Annotated in this window: 14 protein-coding genes, 1 tRNA gene and 1 pseudogene; 10 read left to right on the forward strand and 6 right to left on the reverse strand. The window is 67.3% G+C overall.

Going from position 1 to position 15770, the window contains the following annotated elements; translation table 11 throughout:
* Nucleotides 1-14 precede the first annotated feature (14 nt).
* Both serA and H7X47_RS07360 read left to right on the forward strand, forming a co-directional pair.
* The gene (gene serA / locus H7X47_RS07355; protein ID WP_193367981.1) at nt 15-1592 is read left to right on the forward strand and encodes a phosphoglycerate dehydrogenase; all 1578 of its coding nucleotides are present in this window, start codon (nt 15-17) and stop codon (nt 1590-1592) included.
* The gene (locus H7X47_RS07360; protein WP_193367982.1) at nt 1549-2538 is read left to right on the forward strand and encodes a VCBS repeat-containing protein; all 990 of its coding nucleotides are present in this window, start codon (nt 1549-1551) and stop codon (nt 2536-2538) included. The genes serA and H7X47_RS07360 overlap by 44 nt, the downstream gene beginning before the upstream one ends.
* Here H7X47_RS07360 and H7X47_RS07365 read toward each other — a convergent pair.
* On the reverse strand, nt 2535-3071 hold the full coding sequence (locus H7X47_RS07365; RefSeq protein WP_193367983.1) for a paraquat-inducible protein A: 537 nt from the start codon (nt 3069-3071) through the stop codon (nt 2535-2537). The genes H7X47_RS07360 and H7X47_RS07365 overlap by 4 nt on opposite strands.
* Before the next feature lie 297 nt (nt 3072-3368).
* Between H7X47_RS07365 and H7X47_RS07370 the strand changes: the two genes are divergently transcribed.
* The 4 genes from H7X47_RS07370 (at nt 3369) to H7X47_RS07385 (ending at nt 8679) form a co-directional block, all read left to right on the forward strand.
* A complete protein-coding gene (locus H7X47_RS07370) occupies nt 3369-4523 on the forward strand; it encodes an ATP phosphoribosyltransferase regulatory subunit (RefSeq protein WP_193367984.1) in 1155 nt (384 codons plus the stop codon).
* A 6-nt stretch (nt 4524-4529) separates the two neighbouring features.
* A complete protein-coding gene (locus H7X47_RS07375; protein ID WP_193367985.1) occupies nt 4530-5822 on the forward strand; it encodes an adenylosuccinate synthase in 1293 nt (430 codons plus the stop codon).
* 193 nt (nt 5823-6015) lie between these two features.
* Nucleotides 6016-8061 carry a protein kinase family protein gene (locus H7X47_RS07380; protein WP_193367986.1) on the forward strand — a complete coding sequence of 682 codons (2046 nt, stop codon included), beginning with the start codon at nt 6016-6018 and terminating at the stop codon, nt 8059-8061.
* An 84-nt stretch (nt 8062-8145) separates the two neighbouring features.
* Nucleotides 8146-8679 (forward strand): hypothetical protein, encoded by a 534-nt coding sequence (locus tag H7X47_RS07385; protein ID WP_193367987.1) that lies wholly within the window; start codon nt 8146-8148, stop codon nt 8677-8679.
* A gap of 59 nt (nt 8680-8738) precedes the next feature.
* Here H7X47_RS07385 and rpoH read toward each other — a convergent pair whose 3' ends face one another.
* Together rpoH and H7X47_RS07395 are read right to left on the reverse strand one after the other, a co-directional pair.
* Nucleotides 8739-9623 (reverse strand): RNA polymerase sigma factor RpoH, encoded by an 885-nt coding sequence (gene rpoH / locus H7X47_RS07390; protein WP_193367988.1) that lies wholly within the window; start codon nt 9621-9623, stop codon nt 8739-8741.
* Nucleotides 9624-9817: 194 nt separating this feature from the next.
* Complete coding sequence (locus H7X47_RS07395) at nt 9818-10774, reverse strand: RluA family pseudouridine synthase (RefSeq protein ID WP_319633553.1); 957 nt, start codon at nt 10772-10774, stop codon at nt 9818-9820.
* A 121-nt stretch (nt 10775-10895) separates the two neighbouring features.
* Here H7X47_RS07395 and H7X47_RS07400 point away from each other — a divergent pair, with 121 nt between their 5' ends.
* The 4 genes from H7X47_RS07400 (at nt 10896) to H7X47_RS07415 (ending at nt 13010) form a co-directional block, all read left to right on the forward strand.
* A complete protein-coding gene (locus tag H7X47_RS07400; RefSeq protein WP_193367990.1) occupies nt 10896-11234 on the forward strand; it encodes a hypothetical protein in 339 nt (112 codons plus the stop codon).
* 1 nt (nt 11235) lies between these two features.
* On the forward strand, nt 11236-12282 hold the full coding sequence (locus H7X47_RS07405; protein WP_193367991.1) for a threonine aldolase family protein: 1047 nt from the start codon (nt 11236-11238) through the stop codon (nt 12280-12282).
* Nucleotides 12283-12403: 121 nt separating this feature from the next.
* A tRNA-Glu gene (locus H7X47_RS07410) sits at nt 12404-12479 on the forward strand.
* Between the two features lie 264 nt (nt 12480-12743).
* Nucleotides 12744-13010, forward strand: coding sequence for a hypothetical protein (locus H7X47_RS07415; protein WP_193367992.1), 267 nt, complete (start codon nt 12744-12746; stop codon nt 13008-13010).
* 33 nt (nt 13011-13043) lie between these two features.
* Here H7X47_RS07415 and H7X47_RS26500 read toward each other — a convergent pair.
* The 3 genes and pseudogenes from H7X47_RS26500 to H7X47_RS07440 all read right to left on the reverse strand — a co-directional run.
* Nucleotides 13044-14069: pseudogene (locus H7X47_RS26500) on the reverse strand (recombinase family protein); the annotation flags it as partial.
* A 2-nt stretch (nt 14070-14071) separates the two neighbouring features.
* Nucleotides 14072-14380: a hypothetical protein gene (locus tag H7X47_RS07435; RefSeq protein ID WP_193367993.1), complete on the reverse strand. Its 309-nt coding sequence runs from the start codon at nt 14378-14380 to the stop codon at nt 14072-14074.
* Nucleotides 14381-14565: 185 nt separating this feature from the next.
* Nucleotides 14566-15459, reverse strand: a complete 894-nt coding sequence (locus tag H7X47_RS07440) for a hypothetical protein (RefSeq protein ID WP_193367994.1) — start codon at nt 15457-15459, stop codon at nt 14566-14568.
* Nucleotides 15460-15770: the final 311 nt, after the last annotated feature.

Consider the following 15770-nt stretch of genomic DNA (forward strand, 5'->3'; position numbering starts at 1 on the left):
AGGTCTAAACCGAAATGCCAAAGGTATTGATTTCAGACAAGTTGAGCGAGAAGGCGGCGGAGATCTTCCGCGAGCGCGGGGTCGAGGTCGACGTGAAGACCGGCATGACGCCGGAGGAGCTGAAGGCCTGCATCGGCGACTACGACGGCCTGGCCATCCGTTCGGCCACCAAGGTGACGGCGGAGATCATCGCCGCCGCGGATAACCTGAAGGTCGTCGGCCGCGCCGGCATCGGCGTCGATAACGTCGACATCCCGGCCGCCACCGGCAGGGGCATCGTGGTGATGAACACCCCTGACGGCAACTCCATCACCACCGCCGAGCACACCATCGCCATGATGCTCTCCCTGGCCCGGCAGATCCCGGCGGCCAACGCCTCGACCCAGGCCGGCAAGTGGGAGAAGTCGCGCTTCATGGGCACGGAGCTGACCGGCAAGGTGCTGGGCGTCATCGGCTGCGGCAACATCGGCGCCATCGTCGTCGACCGCGCCCTGGGCCTGCGCATGCGGGTCATCGCCTATGACCCCTTCCTCTCGCCCGACCGCGCCGCCGACCTGGACGTGGAGAAGGTAGAGCTGGACGAGCTGCTGAAGCGCGCCGACATCATCACCCTGCACGTGCCCATGACCGACCAGACCCGCGGCATGATCGACGCCAAGGCCCTGGCGAAGACCAAGCCGGGTGTGCGCATCGTCAACTGCGCGCGCGGCGGCCTGGTGGTGGAGGAGGATCTGAGGGCGGCCATCGAGTCGGGCCACGTCGCCGGCGCGGCCTTCGACGTCTTCTCCGTGGAACCGGCCAAGGAGAACGTGCTCTTCGGCCTCGAGCAGGTGGTGGCGACGCCGCACCTGGGCGCCTCGACCGCCGAGGCGCAGGAGAAGGTGGCCCTGCAGATCGCCGAGCAGATGAGCGCCTACCTCATGACCGGGGCCATCACCAACGCCCTCAACATGCCCTCGCTCACCGCCGACGAGGCCAAGCGCCTGAAGCCCTACATGACGCTGGCCGAGCAGCTCGGCAGCTTCGCCGGCCAGTTGACCCGCACCGGGCTGAAGGCGATCACCATCGAGTACGAAGGTGACGTGGCGGAGCACAACACCCGGCCGTTGACGCAGGTGGCGCTTTGCGGTCTGCTCACCCCCATGCTCGATACGGTCAACATGGTGAACGCGCCGCACGTGGCGCGCGAACGCGACATCGACGTGGCCGAGGTGAAGCACGAGCGCGACTGCGACTACCAGACCCTGATCCGGATGACCGTGACCACGGAGCGCGGCGAGCGCAGCGTGGCCGGCACCCTCTTCGGCGGCACCAAGCCGCGCGTGGTGGACATCAAGGGCATCTCCATTGAAGCGGCGCTGACGCCGCACATGCTCTACATCACCAACGAGGACAAGCCGGGCTTCATCGGCGCGCTCGGCACCACGCTGGGCGACGCCGGGGTCAATATCGCCACCTTCCACCTGGGCCGCGCCGCCCAGGGGCAGGGCGCCATCGCGCTTCTGGAACTGGACGGGCAGATTGATCCCCAGACGCTGGAGAAGGTGCGTGCCCTGCCGCACACCAAGCAGGCCGAGCCCCTGCGCTTCTAAGGTCCTCTTCGCCGGCCTCGCGCTGCTCGGCGCCGCCCTTTTCTGGGCGCCGCCGGACGGCGCGGCGGCCGCTTCGATCAAGAGCCTGGAGGCCCTCGGCTTCCGGCCCTTGTTCACCGAACCCTCTTCGCGGGTGAAGGTCGAGGTGCGCCGCACCGCGCGGCCGGAAAACGCGCTGCCCGACGGCCAGCCGGCCCTGGCGGCGGGCGGTGGCTGGGGACGCATCGCCGAGGCCTGGCTCATCGACCCGACCGAGCGTTACGACCACGGCGTGCTGGGCGACGCGGTGGAGGCCGGCGGCCTGCTGCTGCGTCTCACCGACGGCAGCGAGCGCCGGCTGCTGCTGCCCGAAGACCAGGTCTTCGAAGACCTCACGCCCCGCCTGGCCGACCTGGACCGGGACGGCGAGCCGGAGGTGCTGCTGGTGCGCTCCTCCCTCGACCACGGTGCGGTGCTGACCGCCTATGGCCTGGTCGGCGAGGACTTGAAGCTGATCGCCGAGGGGCCGCAGAACCTCACCGCGCACCGCTGGCTCAACCCCATCGGCGCCGCCGACTTCGACGGCGACGGCCAGATCGAGGTGGCCTATGTGGAGACGCCGCACATCGGCGGCATCCTGCGCATCGTCTCGCTTCAAGGCGACAAGCTGGTGGAGGAGGCCTCCTGGGCCGGCTTCTCCAACCACCTCATCGGCACGCGCGAGCTCGGCCTCTCCGCGATCCTCGACTTCGACGAGGACGGCCTGCCGGAGATCTTCCTGCCCTCGGCGCGGCGCCGCTCCCTGCGCGTCATGCGCTACCAGGACGGCGAGCTGAAGCTTCTCGGGCGCAGCTTCTACGACGCGCAGATCATCGGCGACTTCCGCCTGGAAGACCTGGACGGCAACGGCATGGACGAGGTCATCTTCCAGCTCGACGACGGCCTGGAAGTGCGGCTGTACCGCTAGCGGCCTTCTTCCAGCTTCCTGTGCGCCAGAACGGCGATGCGCCGCACGGCGATCATGGAGAGCACCACCGCGGCGATGAAGACGTAGAGCCCGGAATGGATCTCCACGTCGCTGATCAGCGACAGCTTGATCACCACCACCAGGATGGCGATGACGAAGACGTCGAGCATGGACCAGCGCCCGACGGCCTCGACCCAGTGCAGGGCACGCCGCACCCGCGGGTCGTCGACCTTCAGGCGGCTCCAGGCGAGCCAGGCGAAGATCAGCTTGCCCACCGGCAGCACCACGGTGAACAGCACGATCAGGATGAAGATGGCGTAGTCGCCGCTTTCCAGCAGGCGGAAGGCGCCGGTCAGGATGGAGACCTCGTCGTCGAAGATCACCAGCGTGTGGACGGTCATCACCGGCAGCAGCCAGCCGGCGAGCAGCGCCGCGGCCGAGGCCAGCAGCAGGAGGCCCAGGAAACGGTCCGGCCCGCGGCTGTCGGCGGCCAGGGTGCCGGGGGCGGAGAGGCGGAAAGCTTTGAGGCGCATGGGGGCAGGATAAAGGGGTGGGTCGATGGCGTCCGGTCTTGTTTGTTGACCGCCAGTCTACACCGGCCCGGGCGCGGCAGCCAGCCCGACGGCGCGTCAAGGCGTTGATATTCCAGGCATTCCCTTCGGGGCTCGAAGAGACGCGGCGGTTTTCTGTTTGCCCGCCGGGGCCTGGGCTGGTAACAGAGGGCGGAAGCGGGCCCCGTGACGGCGCAAGAGGCGCTGGGGGACCGGGGCGCGACCGCTTCCGTGCTTGCCCCATGGAACCGGACCGCTTTTTTCCGCCGATCTACTGACATGACCGATCATGCCGAAAAGGGCCTTCTACCGGCCGGCCTGGAAGACGTGCTGCCGCCGCTCGCCGCGCATGAGTCGGCGGTGGTGGAGCGCCTCATCGCCGCTTTCCAGGCGCAGGGCTACGACCGGGTGAAGCCGCCGCTGCTGGAATTCGAGGAAGCGCTGCTGGCCGGCGCCGGCGCCGCCGTGGCGGGCCAGACCTTCCGCCTCATGGACCCGGTCAGCCAGCGCATGATGGGCCTGCGTGCCGACATGACGCCGCAGGTGGCGCGCATCGCCACCACGCGCCTGAAGAACACGCCGCGTCCCCTGCGCCTCTGCTACGGCGGCCAGGTGCTGCAGGTGCGCGGCAGCCAGCTGCGCCCCGAGCGCCAGTTCGCCCAGGCCGGTGTCGAGCTGATCGGCGCCACCGACGCGACCGGCGATGCCGAAGTGGTGGCCCTGGCCATCGAGGCACTGACCGCGCTGGGCGTCGAGAACCTCTCCGTCGATCTCAACCTGCCGCCGCTGGTCGGCGCTCTGGCCAAGGATCTCGGTCTGGCGGCCGAGCAGGTCGCCGAGCTGCGTCTTGCCCTCGACCGCAAGGACGCCGCGGAGGTGAGCGACCTGGCCGGCGGCCATGCGGGCCTGTTCCAGGAGCTGCTGCGCGCGGCCGGGCCGGCGGACAAGGCGCTGGCGGCGCTGGAAAAGCTCGCGCTGCCCGCGGCCGCGGCTGGCGAGGTGAGGCATCTGGCCGAGGTGGTGGCGCTGATCTGTGCGGCGGCGCCCCAGGCGCGTCTTACCGTCGATCCGGTGGAGCATCGCGGCTTCGAGTATCAAACCGGCATCAGCTTCATTCTCTTCGCCAAGGGCGTGCGCGGCGAGCTGGGCCGCGGCGGCCGCTACGAGGCCTCCGGCCCCAACGGGGAACGCGAGTCCTCCACCGGCTTCACGCTCTTCATGGACACCGTGTTGCGGGCCCTGCCGGCGCCGGCGCCGGCCCGGCGCGTCTACCTGCCGCTGGGCACGCCGGCGGAGGAGGGCAGGCGGCTGCGCGCCGAAGGCTGGGTCACCCTGGCCGGCCTCACGGCGGAGGCCGATCCCGCGGTCGAGGCCAGGCGCCTGGGCTGCGGCCATATGCTGCGCGACGGCGAGATTTCAGAAATAAAGGACTGATCCATCATGGCTAACGTGGTCGTCGTCGGGTCCCAATGGGGGGACGAGGGCAAGGGCAAGATCGTCGACTGGCTGTCGGAGCGGGCCGACGTTGTGGTGCGCTACCAGGGCGGCCACAATGCCGGACATACGCTGGTCATCGGCGGCGAGGTCTTCAAGCTGTCGTTGCTGCCCTCGGGCGTGGTGCGCCAGGACAAGCTCTCCGTCATCGGCAACGGCGTCGTGGTGGACCCCTGGGCCCTGATCGAGGAGATCGACCGCATCCGCGCTCAGGGCGTCGACGTGACGCCGGAGCGCCTGCGCATCGCCGAGAGCGTGGCCTTGATCCTGCCCATGCACGGGGCCGTGGACCGCGCCCGCGAGGCCGCAAAGGGCGACGGCAAGATCGGCACCACCGGGCGTGGCATCGGCCCGGCCTATGAGGACAAGGTCGGCCGCCGCGCGGTGCGGCTCTGCGACCTCTCCGATCCCGAGCTGCTGCGCCAGCGCGTCGAGGGCCTGCTGGTACACAACAACGCGCTGCTGCGCGGCCTCGGCCAGCCGGAGTTCACCGCCGACGAGATCGTCGCCAGCCTGCTGGAACTGGCGCCGCGCATCCTGCCCTTCGCGGACCGCGTGTGGCAGAGCCTCGACGAGGCGCGCCACAACCGCCGCCGCATCCTCTTCGAGGGCGCGCAGGGGGTCATGCTGGACGTCGATCACGGCACCTATCCCTTCGTTACCTCCTCGAACACCGTGGGCGGCAGCGCCGCCGCCGGCTCGGGCATGGGCCCCGCGGCGCTGGACTACGTGCTGGGCATTACCAAGGCCTACACGACCCGCGTCGGCAGCGGGCCCTTCCCGACGGAGCTGACCGACGCCATCGGCGAGCGCCTGGGCGAACGCGGGCGCGAGTTCGGCGTGGTGACGGGCAGGAAGCGGCGCTGCGGCTGGTTCGACGCGGTGATGGTGCGCCAGGCCGCCAAGGTGGCCGGCATCGACGGCATCGCGCTGACCAAGCTGGACGTGCTGGACGGCCTGGAGGAGATCAAGGTCTGCATCGGCTACGAGGTCGAGGGAGAGCGGATCGACTACCTGCCGGCGCAGCCTTCGCGCCAGGCCGCGGCCAAGCCGGTCTACGAGGCCATTCCCGGCTGGTCGGAAAGCACCATGGGCGCACGCTCCTGGGCCGAGCTGCCGGCCCCGGCGGTGAAGTACATCCGCCGCCTGGAGGAGCTGATCGAGGTGCCGGTGGCGCTGCTCTCCACCTCGCCCGAGCGCGACGACACCATCCTGGTGCGCGACCCCTTCGCCGACTGAGGCTCCCCGGATTTGCGGGGCGCGGGCTGCGCCCGGGGCCCTTTCAGGTCCCCCGAACGCCCGAAAGGCGCGGAATTCTGCGATTGCGGAGGGGCCGCCTTAACGAACTGTTTGCCTTATTGCGGCTAAGTTCATGGCTGCGGGACGGCCTCTCCGGCCGCCCCTGGGAACTCGGCTTCGTTTAGAAACGGCAATGAGCAGCAAAGCGCGCCAAGCGGATGTCAGTGGGGGAGACACGTCGGGATCGGTCATGGTGGCCGATCGCTACCGTATCCATCCCGAGGAACCGATCCCCGCGCTGGATGGACCGGCGGGCGTCAGGGCATTCAATGTCACCGACGAACGCGGCGCGCCCAAGGCCCTCTTTGCCCTGGTGTGCCGCAGCGACGTCGCGCCCAGAACCGAAGTTCTGAACCAGTTTTCCCGCTTCAGCCGCCTGCCGATGACCTCGCCCCTGCGCTGGGGCGTGGTCCACTGGCCGCCGGAGCGGGCGCGGCGCTTCGCCATCGTCCTGCACCAGCCGGGCGGCGAACGGGTTCTGCCCAAAGCCGACGCGACGATCGAGCCCTGGCGCGAGGACCGCGTGGTCCGGGTGGTCATGCATCCGCTGCTGCCCATGTTCAAGGAACTGGGCGACCGCCTGCTGACCCACCGCGGCATTCGGGCCGACAACCTCTTCTTTGCCGACGGCTCCCGGGATTCGGTGGTGCTGGGCGAGTGCTTCTCGGCGCCGCCGGCCATGGCGCAGCCGTCGATCTACGAACCCATCGACAGTGCCATGTCGATGCCGGAAGGGCGTGGTCATGGCACCCCCGCCGACGACTACTACGCGCTGGGCGTGATGATCCTGGTGCTGATCTGTGGTGGCAATCCCTGCACCGATATGAGCGAGCAGGAAATCGTCGAGTCCAAGATCAGCAAAGGCTCCTACGCCACCTTGGTGGGCGATACGCGCCTGTCCCTGCCCATGGTGGAGATGCTGCGCGGTCTGCTGTGCGACGATCCCGAGGAGCGCTGGCGCCACGATGACGTGATGATGTGGCTGAACGGGCGCCACTTGAGCCCGAAGCAGGCCCTGCTGCCGCCCAAGGCGGCCCGGCTCTTTCCTTTCGAGGGCGTCGACTACAACAACGCCCCGGCACTGTCCAACGCCATGGGGCGCAACTGGTCCGCCGGGCTGCAGGTCATCAAAGAGAACGACCTGGAGCGCTGGATCCGCCGTTCGCTTTCCGACGACACCCGGGCCGACGCCGTCGGGGCGGCGACGCAGGCGGTGATCGGCATCGGCGGCGGCACCGCCGGCTCGCTGGAAGACCGCCTGCTGTCGCGGGTGCTCATCGCCTTGGATAGCCAGGCGCCGCTGCGCTACAAGCAGGTTGCCGCGCGTATCCAGGGGCTGGCCACGGCCTTCGCGGTGAACTATCACGACGATCAACGGCGCCAGACTTTTGCCGAGCTGATGGTCCACAAGCTGCCCCAGGCGTGGATCGACGCGCAGCCGGTTTCGCGGGCGGACTACATCGCTTTTGCGCGCACCTACGATCACATCCTCATGCACCTGACCAAGCCGCGCATCGGCTACGGTCTGGAGCGGGCGGTCTATTCCCTCAACGCGAGCTGGCCCTGCCAGAGCCCGTTGTTGCGCAACGATTATGTGGCGGACCTGGAGAGCCTGCTGCCGGCCCTGGAGCGCGTGGCCCGCGAAGGCAAGACCGATCGCCTGCCGATCGACTGGCACATCGCGGGTTTCGTCTCCGCGCACATGAAGTCGGCGCCGGACCGCGCCTTCGACGAGATGACGCATGACGAGGATGCGGCGGTCTTCAATCTGGGCGTGGTGCGGCTTCTGGCCAGGGTGCAGGAAGCGGTCGGGCCGGCCAGCACACCCTATCTCGCGGCCTGGTGCTCGTCGCTGTTGAAGCCGGCGATCGAAAAATTCCGCAACCGCAGCCGCCGAGAACAGCTGCTGACCGAACTGCAGGAGACCGCGGCCAAGGGCAATATCTCCGCCCTGGTTCTGATGGCGGACGATCCGCAGCGCCGGGCTGCCGATGAGGAGGGCTTCCGCCGCGCGAAGGCCGAGTTCGCCTCCCTGGTCGAGCAGACGAACTGGCTGCGCAACGGCGGCCTGACCAAGCCGGCGGTGATCAAGGCCAACGCCCGCGAGGCCTCCAGCGTCTTTTCCTCCGTCGTGGCCGCGGTGACGGTGCTGCTGATCACCTTGAACTCGGTATTCTAGGGCGGGGCGGGGACCATGGCCAAAGCAGCGGCAAGGACGAAGACAGCGGCCAGGCGTAAGCCGGGCAAGGCGAGGCGCGGGCCGATGAAGACCTGGGTCAAGGTCCTGGTGCTGATCCTGCTGTTTCCCTTCGCGGCGCTGCTGCTGCCGACGACCCTGGTTTTCGTCACGATGATGGGCCCGACCTTCGTCGCCTATATCACCGATCGCTCGCGCGAGAAGCACCTGGCGATCACCGTCGGTCTCTTGAACTTCGCCGGCACGCTGCCGGCCATCATCGATCTCTGGACGCGCGGGCAGAGCCACCCGGCGGCCATGGACCTGATCGGCGACGTCTTCGTGTGGGTGATTGCCTACGGAGCGGCCTTCGTCGGCTGGGGGATCTTCGCCATCATGCCGTCCTTCGTTGGCAGCTACTTCCGCATGACCACGCAGACCCGCATTCACGGGCTGGTGCGCCGGCAGAAGGCGCTGATCGCCGAATGGGGCCATGCCGTGGCCGAGGGCCTCGAGGTGGCGATGCACAGCGACGAGGAAGAAGACGAGGATGCGGAAGACGCGGACGAGGACGCGGCAGAGGTGACCGAAGCGGAGCTGGTCGAGCCCCAAGCGGGCTAGAGCCCCGGCCTGTTCCTTTTCCCCGCTGGAGGAAGGGTGGCCCCGGTTGACCGTCCCTCTTAGCTTACCGCGAGGCGTTCCTCGATGGCGGCGTTGCGGATCGCCTTCTGCAGCTTCTCGAAGGCCCGCACTTCGATCTGGCGCACCCGCTCTCGGCTGATGCCGTATTCCTGGGAAAGATCCTCCAGCGTCGTCGGCTGGTCCTTCAGCCGGCGCTCCTGGAGGATGTGGCGCTCCCGCTCGTTGAGGTTCTCCATCGCCGCCTTCAACAGCGCGCGGCGCTTGCCCAGCTCTTCGGATTCGGCCAGCAGGGTCTCCTGATCCTCACCCTCGTCGACCAGCCAGTCCTGCCATTCGCCGTCGCCGTCGATGCGCAGCGGCGCGTTGAGGGAGTGGTCCGGCGCCGAAAGGCGGCGGTTCATGGAGACAACGTCCTGCTCCGGCACGCCCAGGGTCTCGGCGATCTTGGAGACGTTCTCCGGGTGCAGGTCGCCTTCCTCCATGGCCTTCAACTGGCCCTTCAGCTTGCGCAGGTTGAAGAACAGCTTCTTCTGCGAGGCCGTGGTGCCCATTTTCACCAGCGACCAGGAATGCAGGATGTACTCCTGGATCGAGGCGCGGATCCACCACATGGCATAGGTCGCCAGGCGGAAGCCGCGCTCCGGATCGAAGCGCTTGACCGCCTGCATCATGCCGACGTTGCCCTCGGAGATCAGTTCGGAGAGCGGCAGGCCGTAGCCGCGGTAGCCCATGGCGATCTTCGCCACCAGGCGCAGGTGGGAGGTCACCAGCTTGTGCGCCGCCTCGGTGTCGCCGCGTTCCCGCCAGGACTTGGCGAGCATGTACTCTTCGTTCTGCTCCAGCATCGGAAACTTGCGGATCTCCTGCAGATAGCTGCTGAGATTGCCTTCCGGGGCAAGGACGGGAACTTTAGGTGCGGCCATAGCGATACTCCGTGGTCGGCAGGCTCGGGCGGCTGGCGCTGCCCCAGACTCCTTATAAGCGCTTCGACTGAACGGAAACTGACACGGCGGCCCAACGGCAGGGGTGGGAATTCCGTGCTTTCGGATGCCAGTTTAGCATGGGTCCCCCTGCGGATAGCGCCAAATCCGACCAGTTCAGTCAGGTATATTTAAAATCATTCTAAGGAACGAATCAAGGCACCAATGTCAGATGGTAGTTCGCAGGTAAACTGCAAGGTATCCCCGCTGACAGGGTGCTGGAATCCCAGGGTTTTCGCATGCAGGGCCTGGCGGCCCAGGGCGGTCAGCGCCGCCTGCGCCTCCGCCGGCAGGGCCTGGGCCCGCCGGCCGTCGCCGCGGCCGTAGAGCGGGTCGCCCAGCAGGGGGTGCCCGGCCTCGGCCAGGTGGACGCGGATCTGGTGGGTGCGTCCGGTCTTGAGCCGGCATTCCACCAGGCTGACCTTGCCGTTCTGGAAGCTCTCGAGCACGCGGTAGCCGGTTTCCGCCGGGCGGCCGCCGCGGCGCAGAACCGCCATTTTCTTGCGGTTGCGGGGGCTGCGCCCGATGTTGCCGGTGATCGCGCCCGCCGCCGGGCTGGGCCGGCCCCAGACCAGGGCCAGGTAGCTGCGCTCGATGCTGCGGGCGGAGAACTGCTCGACCAGGCCCCGGTGGGCCGCCTCGGTCTTGGCCGCCACCATCACGCCGGAGGTGTCCTTGTCCAGGCGGTGGACGATGCCCGGGCGCTGCTCGCCGCCGATGCCCGTCAGTCCCCCCTCAAGCTGGGCCCCGCAGTGGGCGATAAGGGCATTGACCAGGGTGCGGTCGGGGTTGCCCGCCGCCGGGTGCACGACCAAGCCTGCCGGTTTGTTCAACACGATGAGGTCCTTGTCCTCGTAGAGGATTTCCAGCGGAATCGCCTGGCCTTCCAGGGCGACGGGCCGAGCTTCGGGGATAATGACGGCGAAAGTTTGGCCGGCCTTGACCTTGGCCGCCGGGCTGGTGACGGCCTTGCCGTCCGTGCTCACCTGGCCCTCCTCGATCAGGGCCTTCAGGCGGCTGCGGGAGAGGGCGGGCAGGGCGCCGGCCAGCAGGCGGTCCAGCCGCCCGCCGGCGGCCTCCGGCCCGGCCGTCACCTCGTGTCTCTCCTGGTCCCCATCCGGTTCTTGACCCTGATCTGGACCTTGACCCCGCTGGGCGGCCATGCTTCCTCGCTCCCTAACCACGCATACAGGTTCTGATAAGGGGTTCTACCCGATGCAAGCGTTGAAAGCCCTCGTCATCTTCATGGGCATCCTCATCATGGCCGGCATGGCCCTGCTGGTGTACGGCCTGGTGACCCGCACCGGCGGGAACGAGACGGCGGCGGATGGCCAGGGTGCAGGGGCCGGCGGCGCCATGAGCGCGCCCTTCGGCGAGGTCGAACTGGCGCTGCCGGCGGGCTGCGTCATCGCGGGCAGCGAACTCACCGGCGAGCGCCTGGTGATCCGCCTGGACGGCCAGGCCGAGCGCGGCTGCCAGCAACTGGTGATCGTCGATCTGGCCAGCGGCAAGGAGCTGGGCCGGGTGAAGGCCGTTCCCGCCGGCACGCGGTAACATGGCCAACTTCGCTTCCGACAACGTCAGCGGCGCCAGCCCGGAGATCCTGGAGGCCGTCGCCCGCGCCAACGCCGGCCCGGCCATGCCCTACGGCGAGGACGATATCACCCGGCGCCTGGAGGCGCTGGTGGCCGAGGTCTTCGAGCACGAGGTGGCGGTCTTCCCGCTGGCCACCGGCAGCGGCGCCAACGCCCTGGCGCTCTCGGTCCTGGCGCCGCGCTACGGCGCCGTCTACTGCCACCGCGAGGCCCATGTGAACGTCGACGAGTGCGGCGCGCCGGAGTTCTTCACCGGCGGCGCCAAGCTGGTGGCCCTGGACGGTCCCCACGCCAAGATCGACGCGGCGGCCGTGGCCGCGGCGGTGAGCGGCGCCGGCGTCGTCCACCACGTGCAGCCGGCGGCGATCTCCATCACCCAGGCCAGCGAGCAGGGCACGGTCTACGCGCCGGGCGAGGTGGCGGCCCTGGCCGCCGTGGCCAGGGAACACAAGCTGGCCCTGCACATGGACGGCGCGCGCTTCGCCAACGCGCTGGCCCGCCTGGGCTGCAGCCCGGCCGAGGCGAGCTGGAAGGCCGGTGTCGACGTGCTGACCCTGGGGGCCACCAAGAACGGCGCCCTGGCCGCCGAGGCGGCGATCTTCTTCAGGCCCGAGCAGGCGGCGGAGTTCCCTTATCTCAGGAAGCGCGGCGGGCATCTCTTCTCCAAGCTGCGCTTCGTCTCGGCCCAGCTCGAGGCCTATCTGACCGGCGACCTCTGGCTGAGGAACGCCAACCACGCCAACGCCCAGGCAACCCACCTGGCCGAGGGGCTGCAGGCCCTGCCCGGCGTGGAAGTGACCGCCCCGGTGCAGGCCAACGAGGTCTTCGCCGCCCTGCCGCGGGCCCTGGTCGAGGGGCTGCAGGCCAAGGGCTTCGTCTTCTACGTCTGGCGCGACGAAGGCCCGGCCCCGCTCTGCCGCTTCGTGACGTCCTTCGACAGCCGCCCCGAGGACGTGGCCGCCCTCCTGGCCGAGGCTGCGCGCCTGGCGGGGCTGGGCGGCCATTAACGATCTTCCTCACCCTGAGGAGGCGGCGGAGCCGCCGTCTCGAAGGGTGTGCCGCCGGCCCCGCACATGGGGCTTGCAAGCGGCCGGATCTTGGGCTACACCACCGGCCTTCCGGCCATTGGTCCCCTTCGTCTAGTGGCCTAGGACGCCGCCCTCTCACGGCGGAAACAGGGGTTCGACTCCCCTAGGGGACGCCACTCTCGCTCAGAAGTGGGCACCAAGCCCTCAAGGCCAGCCTCCTGGCCTTCCGCAGCCTTCTCAAGGCTGGAAACCGGGCCGAGAACGCGCGCCTCCCCCTCTGTCACCACAATCTCGCTCACAAAAAGCTGCAGATAGGCCCTCCTGAGCTTGGCGTCGCCGGTCAAGAGCCTCTCGCGAAGCTTATGTGCAAAGGCATCAATCCTGGCAGGGCTCAGTTCGAGGCCGGGGAGGGTCATCCTCCGCTCCGTCTTCGCGATTAAGTGCAGGGTTTGCTCGCGCCGCGCCTTGAGAGCCTGGATGCGGTCACGGAAAGTCTCGTCCGCTGTCAGGACTCCGTTCTCCAACGCATCGTACATGCGGCCGATGCCACTGTCGGCCTTGTTCAGCTCCTGCTTAAGCTGCTGAAGCTCGCCCTTGGCTCCGTCCTTGCTCGAGGCCTGTCTCTCAAAAAGCTGTTCAAGCAGTTCTGCGATGCGTTCGCCGGTGAAGATCTGATCGGCCAAGGCCTGCATGATCAGCGCATCTAGCTCGGCCATCGGCAGGTTCGGGCTGTGGCAAGCGTCCTTGCTCTGCCGGATCTTCTTTGCACAGGCGTAATAGCGGTAGCGCCCACCTTTGCCGGTCCTGATCGTCATGCCGCTGTCGTTGCAGTAGCCGCACCGAAGAAGGCCGGTCAGGACGGTCGGCCCGCTGGTGACACGAGGCGGGGTGGCATCAGGGCGGTTGCGCTTGAGCCGAGACTGCACCGCATCGAAGGTCTCCTGATCGATAATGGCAGGCGTCTCAAGCTCCACCCATTCATCGCGAGGCTTCTCCTCGCCGGTCTTTGCGTGGACCCGGTTGAAGAAGTGCCGCCCTGCGTAGGTCGTTCGAGTCAGGATCTGATGCACGTTCTTCTGGTAGAACGGGCGTCCGCTGCGTTGCCGAAGCCCAGCCCTATTGATCTCGTTGACGATGGCCTTGATTCCGAGAGGGCCGCTCTCCCCGTTTCCGTAGAGATAAAGCTTGAAGATTGTCTGGATGATCCGAGCCTCGGTGGGCTCGACCTCCAGCCTCTTCTTTGTCTTCTGGCCACGTTGCTCTGCGGCAACCGCGCGATAGCCGAGAGGAGGAACTGCGCCGTTCCAGAAACCTTGTCGGGCATTTTCGGTCATCGCCCGCAGTGTGTGCTTACCGTTCTCCTTGCTCTGGTACTCGTCGAATAGGGAGAGGATACGCCGAATGAGCTCGCCGTTCAGGTCGTCACCATGCTCCTGCGTGACCGAGAGCACCTTCACGTTCTTCTTAGCTAGCCGGCGGATATAGATCTCCATTCCTACGGCGTCGCGGAAGAAGCGTGAATAGCTGTGTACGAGGATCGCATCGAACGGGCTATCTTGCCTGCACGCATCGTCTACCATCTGTAGAAACTGAGGGCGCCGATCTTCCGTGGCGCTCGCACCGGGCTCTACGTATTCCGCAATAACCGACCAGCCTTTCGCATCGCAATACTGCTTCGCCTTTGACCGCTGATCGGGAATCGAAAGGTCGTTCTCCGCTTGGCGCGTCGTGGAGACTCGAAGGTAAGTAGCGACACGGAGAGTCATGGTCAGTCTTCCTGGGGGTGGTTGTCGTTAGCTACGGCTTCACTCAGCAGGTCGGCGAAGAAGGTGGACGCGAGGAGAACTTCGGCTTCGCTGATCGGGAATCTCTCCGGCCAATCCGTAATCACCTTCACTCGGGCCTTCGAACCGGAAGGGGGAGATCCCGTACCGACGCCCTCAAAGTTTACCTCATGCAGGTTCGCAAAGGGAGATCTAGGCGATTCGGTCTGGGCGTCCAGCGAGCTCAGAGAGGCATGCTGCTCATCGTCCGCGGGCTGGGCGCTGTTGGTCCGGTGGTCTGGCGCGTCGGTCATCTTCGTCTCGTGGGTTCTGTGTTTTGGGTTTCCGGCTCGTGGCAGCCGGTTCAGCTCGATGGATCGGGTATTGTCACTGGTTGGGTTGGAGCGCAGACCTTGCGGCTTGGCTCGGTGCCCCCGGCGGGGGGGGGGGCGGCCCGGCCCCCCCCCCGGCGATTTTTTTTGGGGAGGCCTCGCCGTAGCTATTCCGCGGCCAGGACTTCCTCCGTGATTTCAGACTCCTCGGTTTCGGAGTCCTCGCTCTCGGATGCTTCGGTCGTGCACCGCTTGTTGGCGCTGCGCACCGCGGCGAGGAGTCGCTTGGGGTCCGTGTCGAAGGCATAGGCTTCGGCCTTCCCGTTGCGCGTCCCGACCATGAGAAGCGCCAGACCTTGCTTCTCGATCTCTTCGGGGAGGACCACTCCATCGATCGGCGCGACCGGCTCGTGGCGGGCCAAGAACTGCTCTATCGGATCCTCCGGCGTCGGGATCTCCGCGGCTTTGGCCTTGCGCAGCTTCTGGCGCTGCGCTTCCAGGTCAGCCAGGGCCTTCACCCCGTGCTCCTTGAGCGCCTGGCCAAACTCGGCCGGGCCCATGTCACAGGCCGCGGCATAGTTCATGGCGCGGGCATAGAAGGAGGCCGTCTTCCGGTCGTCTTCGTTGCCCTTGAGGTTCATGGCGAGCTTCACGCCGAGGAGAAAGCCGGTCTCAAGCGAACGCTTGTTGAAGGTGATCTTTTCGGCGAGGGCGATGGCGACCAGGATCTCGGGCCGATCGCGGACCGACTGGCAGAGACCATAGGTCGCTTCGAGGCCGTCATGGAGGTGCGTGATGCTCCTGGCCGCACTGCTCTGTGAGAGCGTGAACTTCTTGCGCGGGCCCGAGAGCTTCTTGGCCAGCGGGCCGAAGATTTCGGGGCTGAGCTTTTCCGCCGCGGTCATCGCCTTCTGGGGCTCGTTCAGCTCACCCCAGGAGGCGTTCCCGGCCACGCTCTCCGGCGACGGAACGTCCACCTTCGCGGCGTCCTTGTTGTTGGCGGGCGAAGTTTCGTCACGCTTCGGCGTGGCGGACTTGGGCGACTCAGGCTTGTTACTCATCGAATCTTAAGGTCCTTCTGTTAGGGTCGTCTTCCGACCGACCGGGGATCAAACGACTGCTATATGCAGCTTTCACGAGGCGTCCGATAACTCTGCTTTCTCCTTTTGCCTCGCTGAGCGCTTCGCGGCGGGGCGGAGGCAAAAACAAAGAAAAATTGTCACTTAGAGATGACGTGGGTACGTCCTGATCAGTCCGGCCCGAAAATCGACTCAGAAATTCGAATTTTTCCGCGACGCGCCAAAAAAGCGGAGGGAGGGGGGGGGGGGGCGGATAGGGATTTTAGTCCTCCCCTTCTTCCCCCCCGCTTGCC

The sequence above is a fragment of the Pelagibius marinus genome (genome assembly GCF_014925385.1).
GTDB classification, from domain to species: Bacteria; Pseudomonadota; Alphaproteobacteria; order Kiloniellales; family Kiloniellaceae; genus Pelagibius; species Pelagibius marinus.

What these genes read in the sequence shown, in the direction of transcription:
- serA (WP_193367981.1), top strand. Translation starts at nt 15, where the DNA reads ATGCCAAAGGTATTGATTTCAGACAAGTTGAGCGAGAAGGCGGCGGAG.
- H7X47_RS07365 (WP_193367983.1), bottom strand. Translation starts at nt 3,071, where the DNA reads ATGCGCCTCAAAGCTTTCCGCCTCTCCGCCCCCGGCACCCTGGCCGCC.
- H7X47_RS07370 (WP_193367984.1), top strand. Translation starts at nt 3,369, where the DNA reads ATGACCGATCATGCCGAAAAGGGCCTTCTACCGGCCGGCCTGGAAGAC.
- H7X47_RS07375 (WP_193367985.1), top strand. Translation starts at nt 4,530, where the DNA reads ATGGCTAACGTGGTCGTCGTCGGGTCCCAATGGGGGGACGAGGGCAAG.
- H7X47_RS07380 (WP_193367986.1), top strand. Translation starts at nt 6,016, where the DNA reads ATGAGCAGCAAAGCGCGCCAAGCGGATGTCAGTGGGGGAGACACGTCG.
- H7X47_RS07385 (WP_193367987.1), top strand. Translation starts at nt 8,146, where the DNA reads ATGAAGACCTGGGTCAAGGTCCTGGTGCTGATCCTGCTGTTTCCCTTC.
- rpoH (WP_193367988.1), bottom strand. Translation starts at nt 9,623, where the DNA reads ATGGCCGCACCTAAAGTTCCCGTCCTTGCCCCGGAAGGCAATCTCAGC.
- H7X47_RS07400 (WP_193367990.1), top strand. Translation starts at nt 10,896, where the DNA reads ATGCAAGCGTTGAAAGCCCTCGTCATCTTCATGGGCATCCTCATCATG.
- H7X47_RS07405 (WP_193367991.1), top strand. Translation starts at nt 11,236, where the DNA reads ATGGCCAACTTCGCTTCCGACAACGTCAGCGGCGCCAGCCCGGAGATC.
- H7X47_RS07435 (WP_193367993.1), bottom strand. Translation starts at nt 14,380, where the DNA reads ATGACCGACGCGCCAGACCACCGGACCAACAGCGCCCAGCCCGCGGAC.
- H7X47_RS07440 (WP_193367994.1), bottom strand. Translation starts at nt 15,459, where the DNA reads ATGAGTAACAAGCCTGAGTCGCCCAAGTCCGCCACGCCGAAGCGTGAC.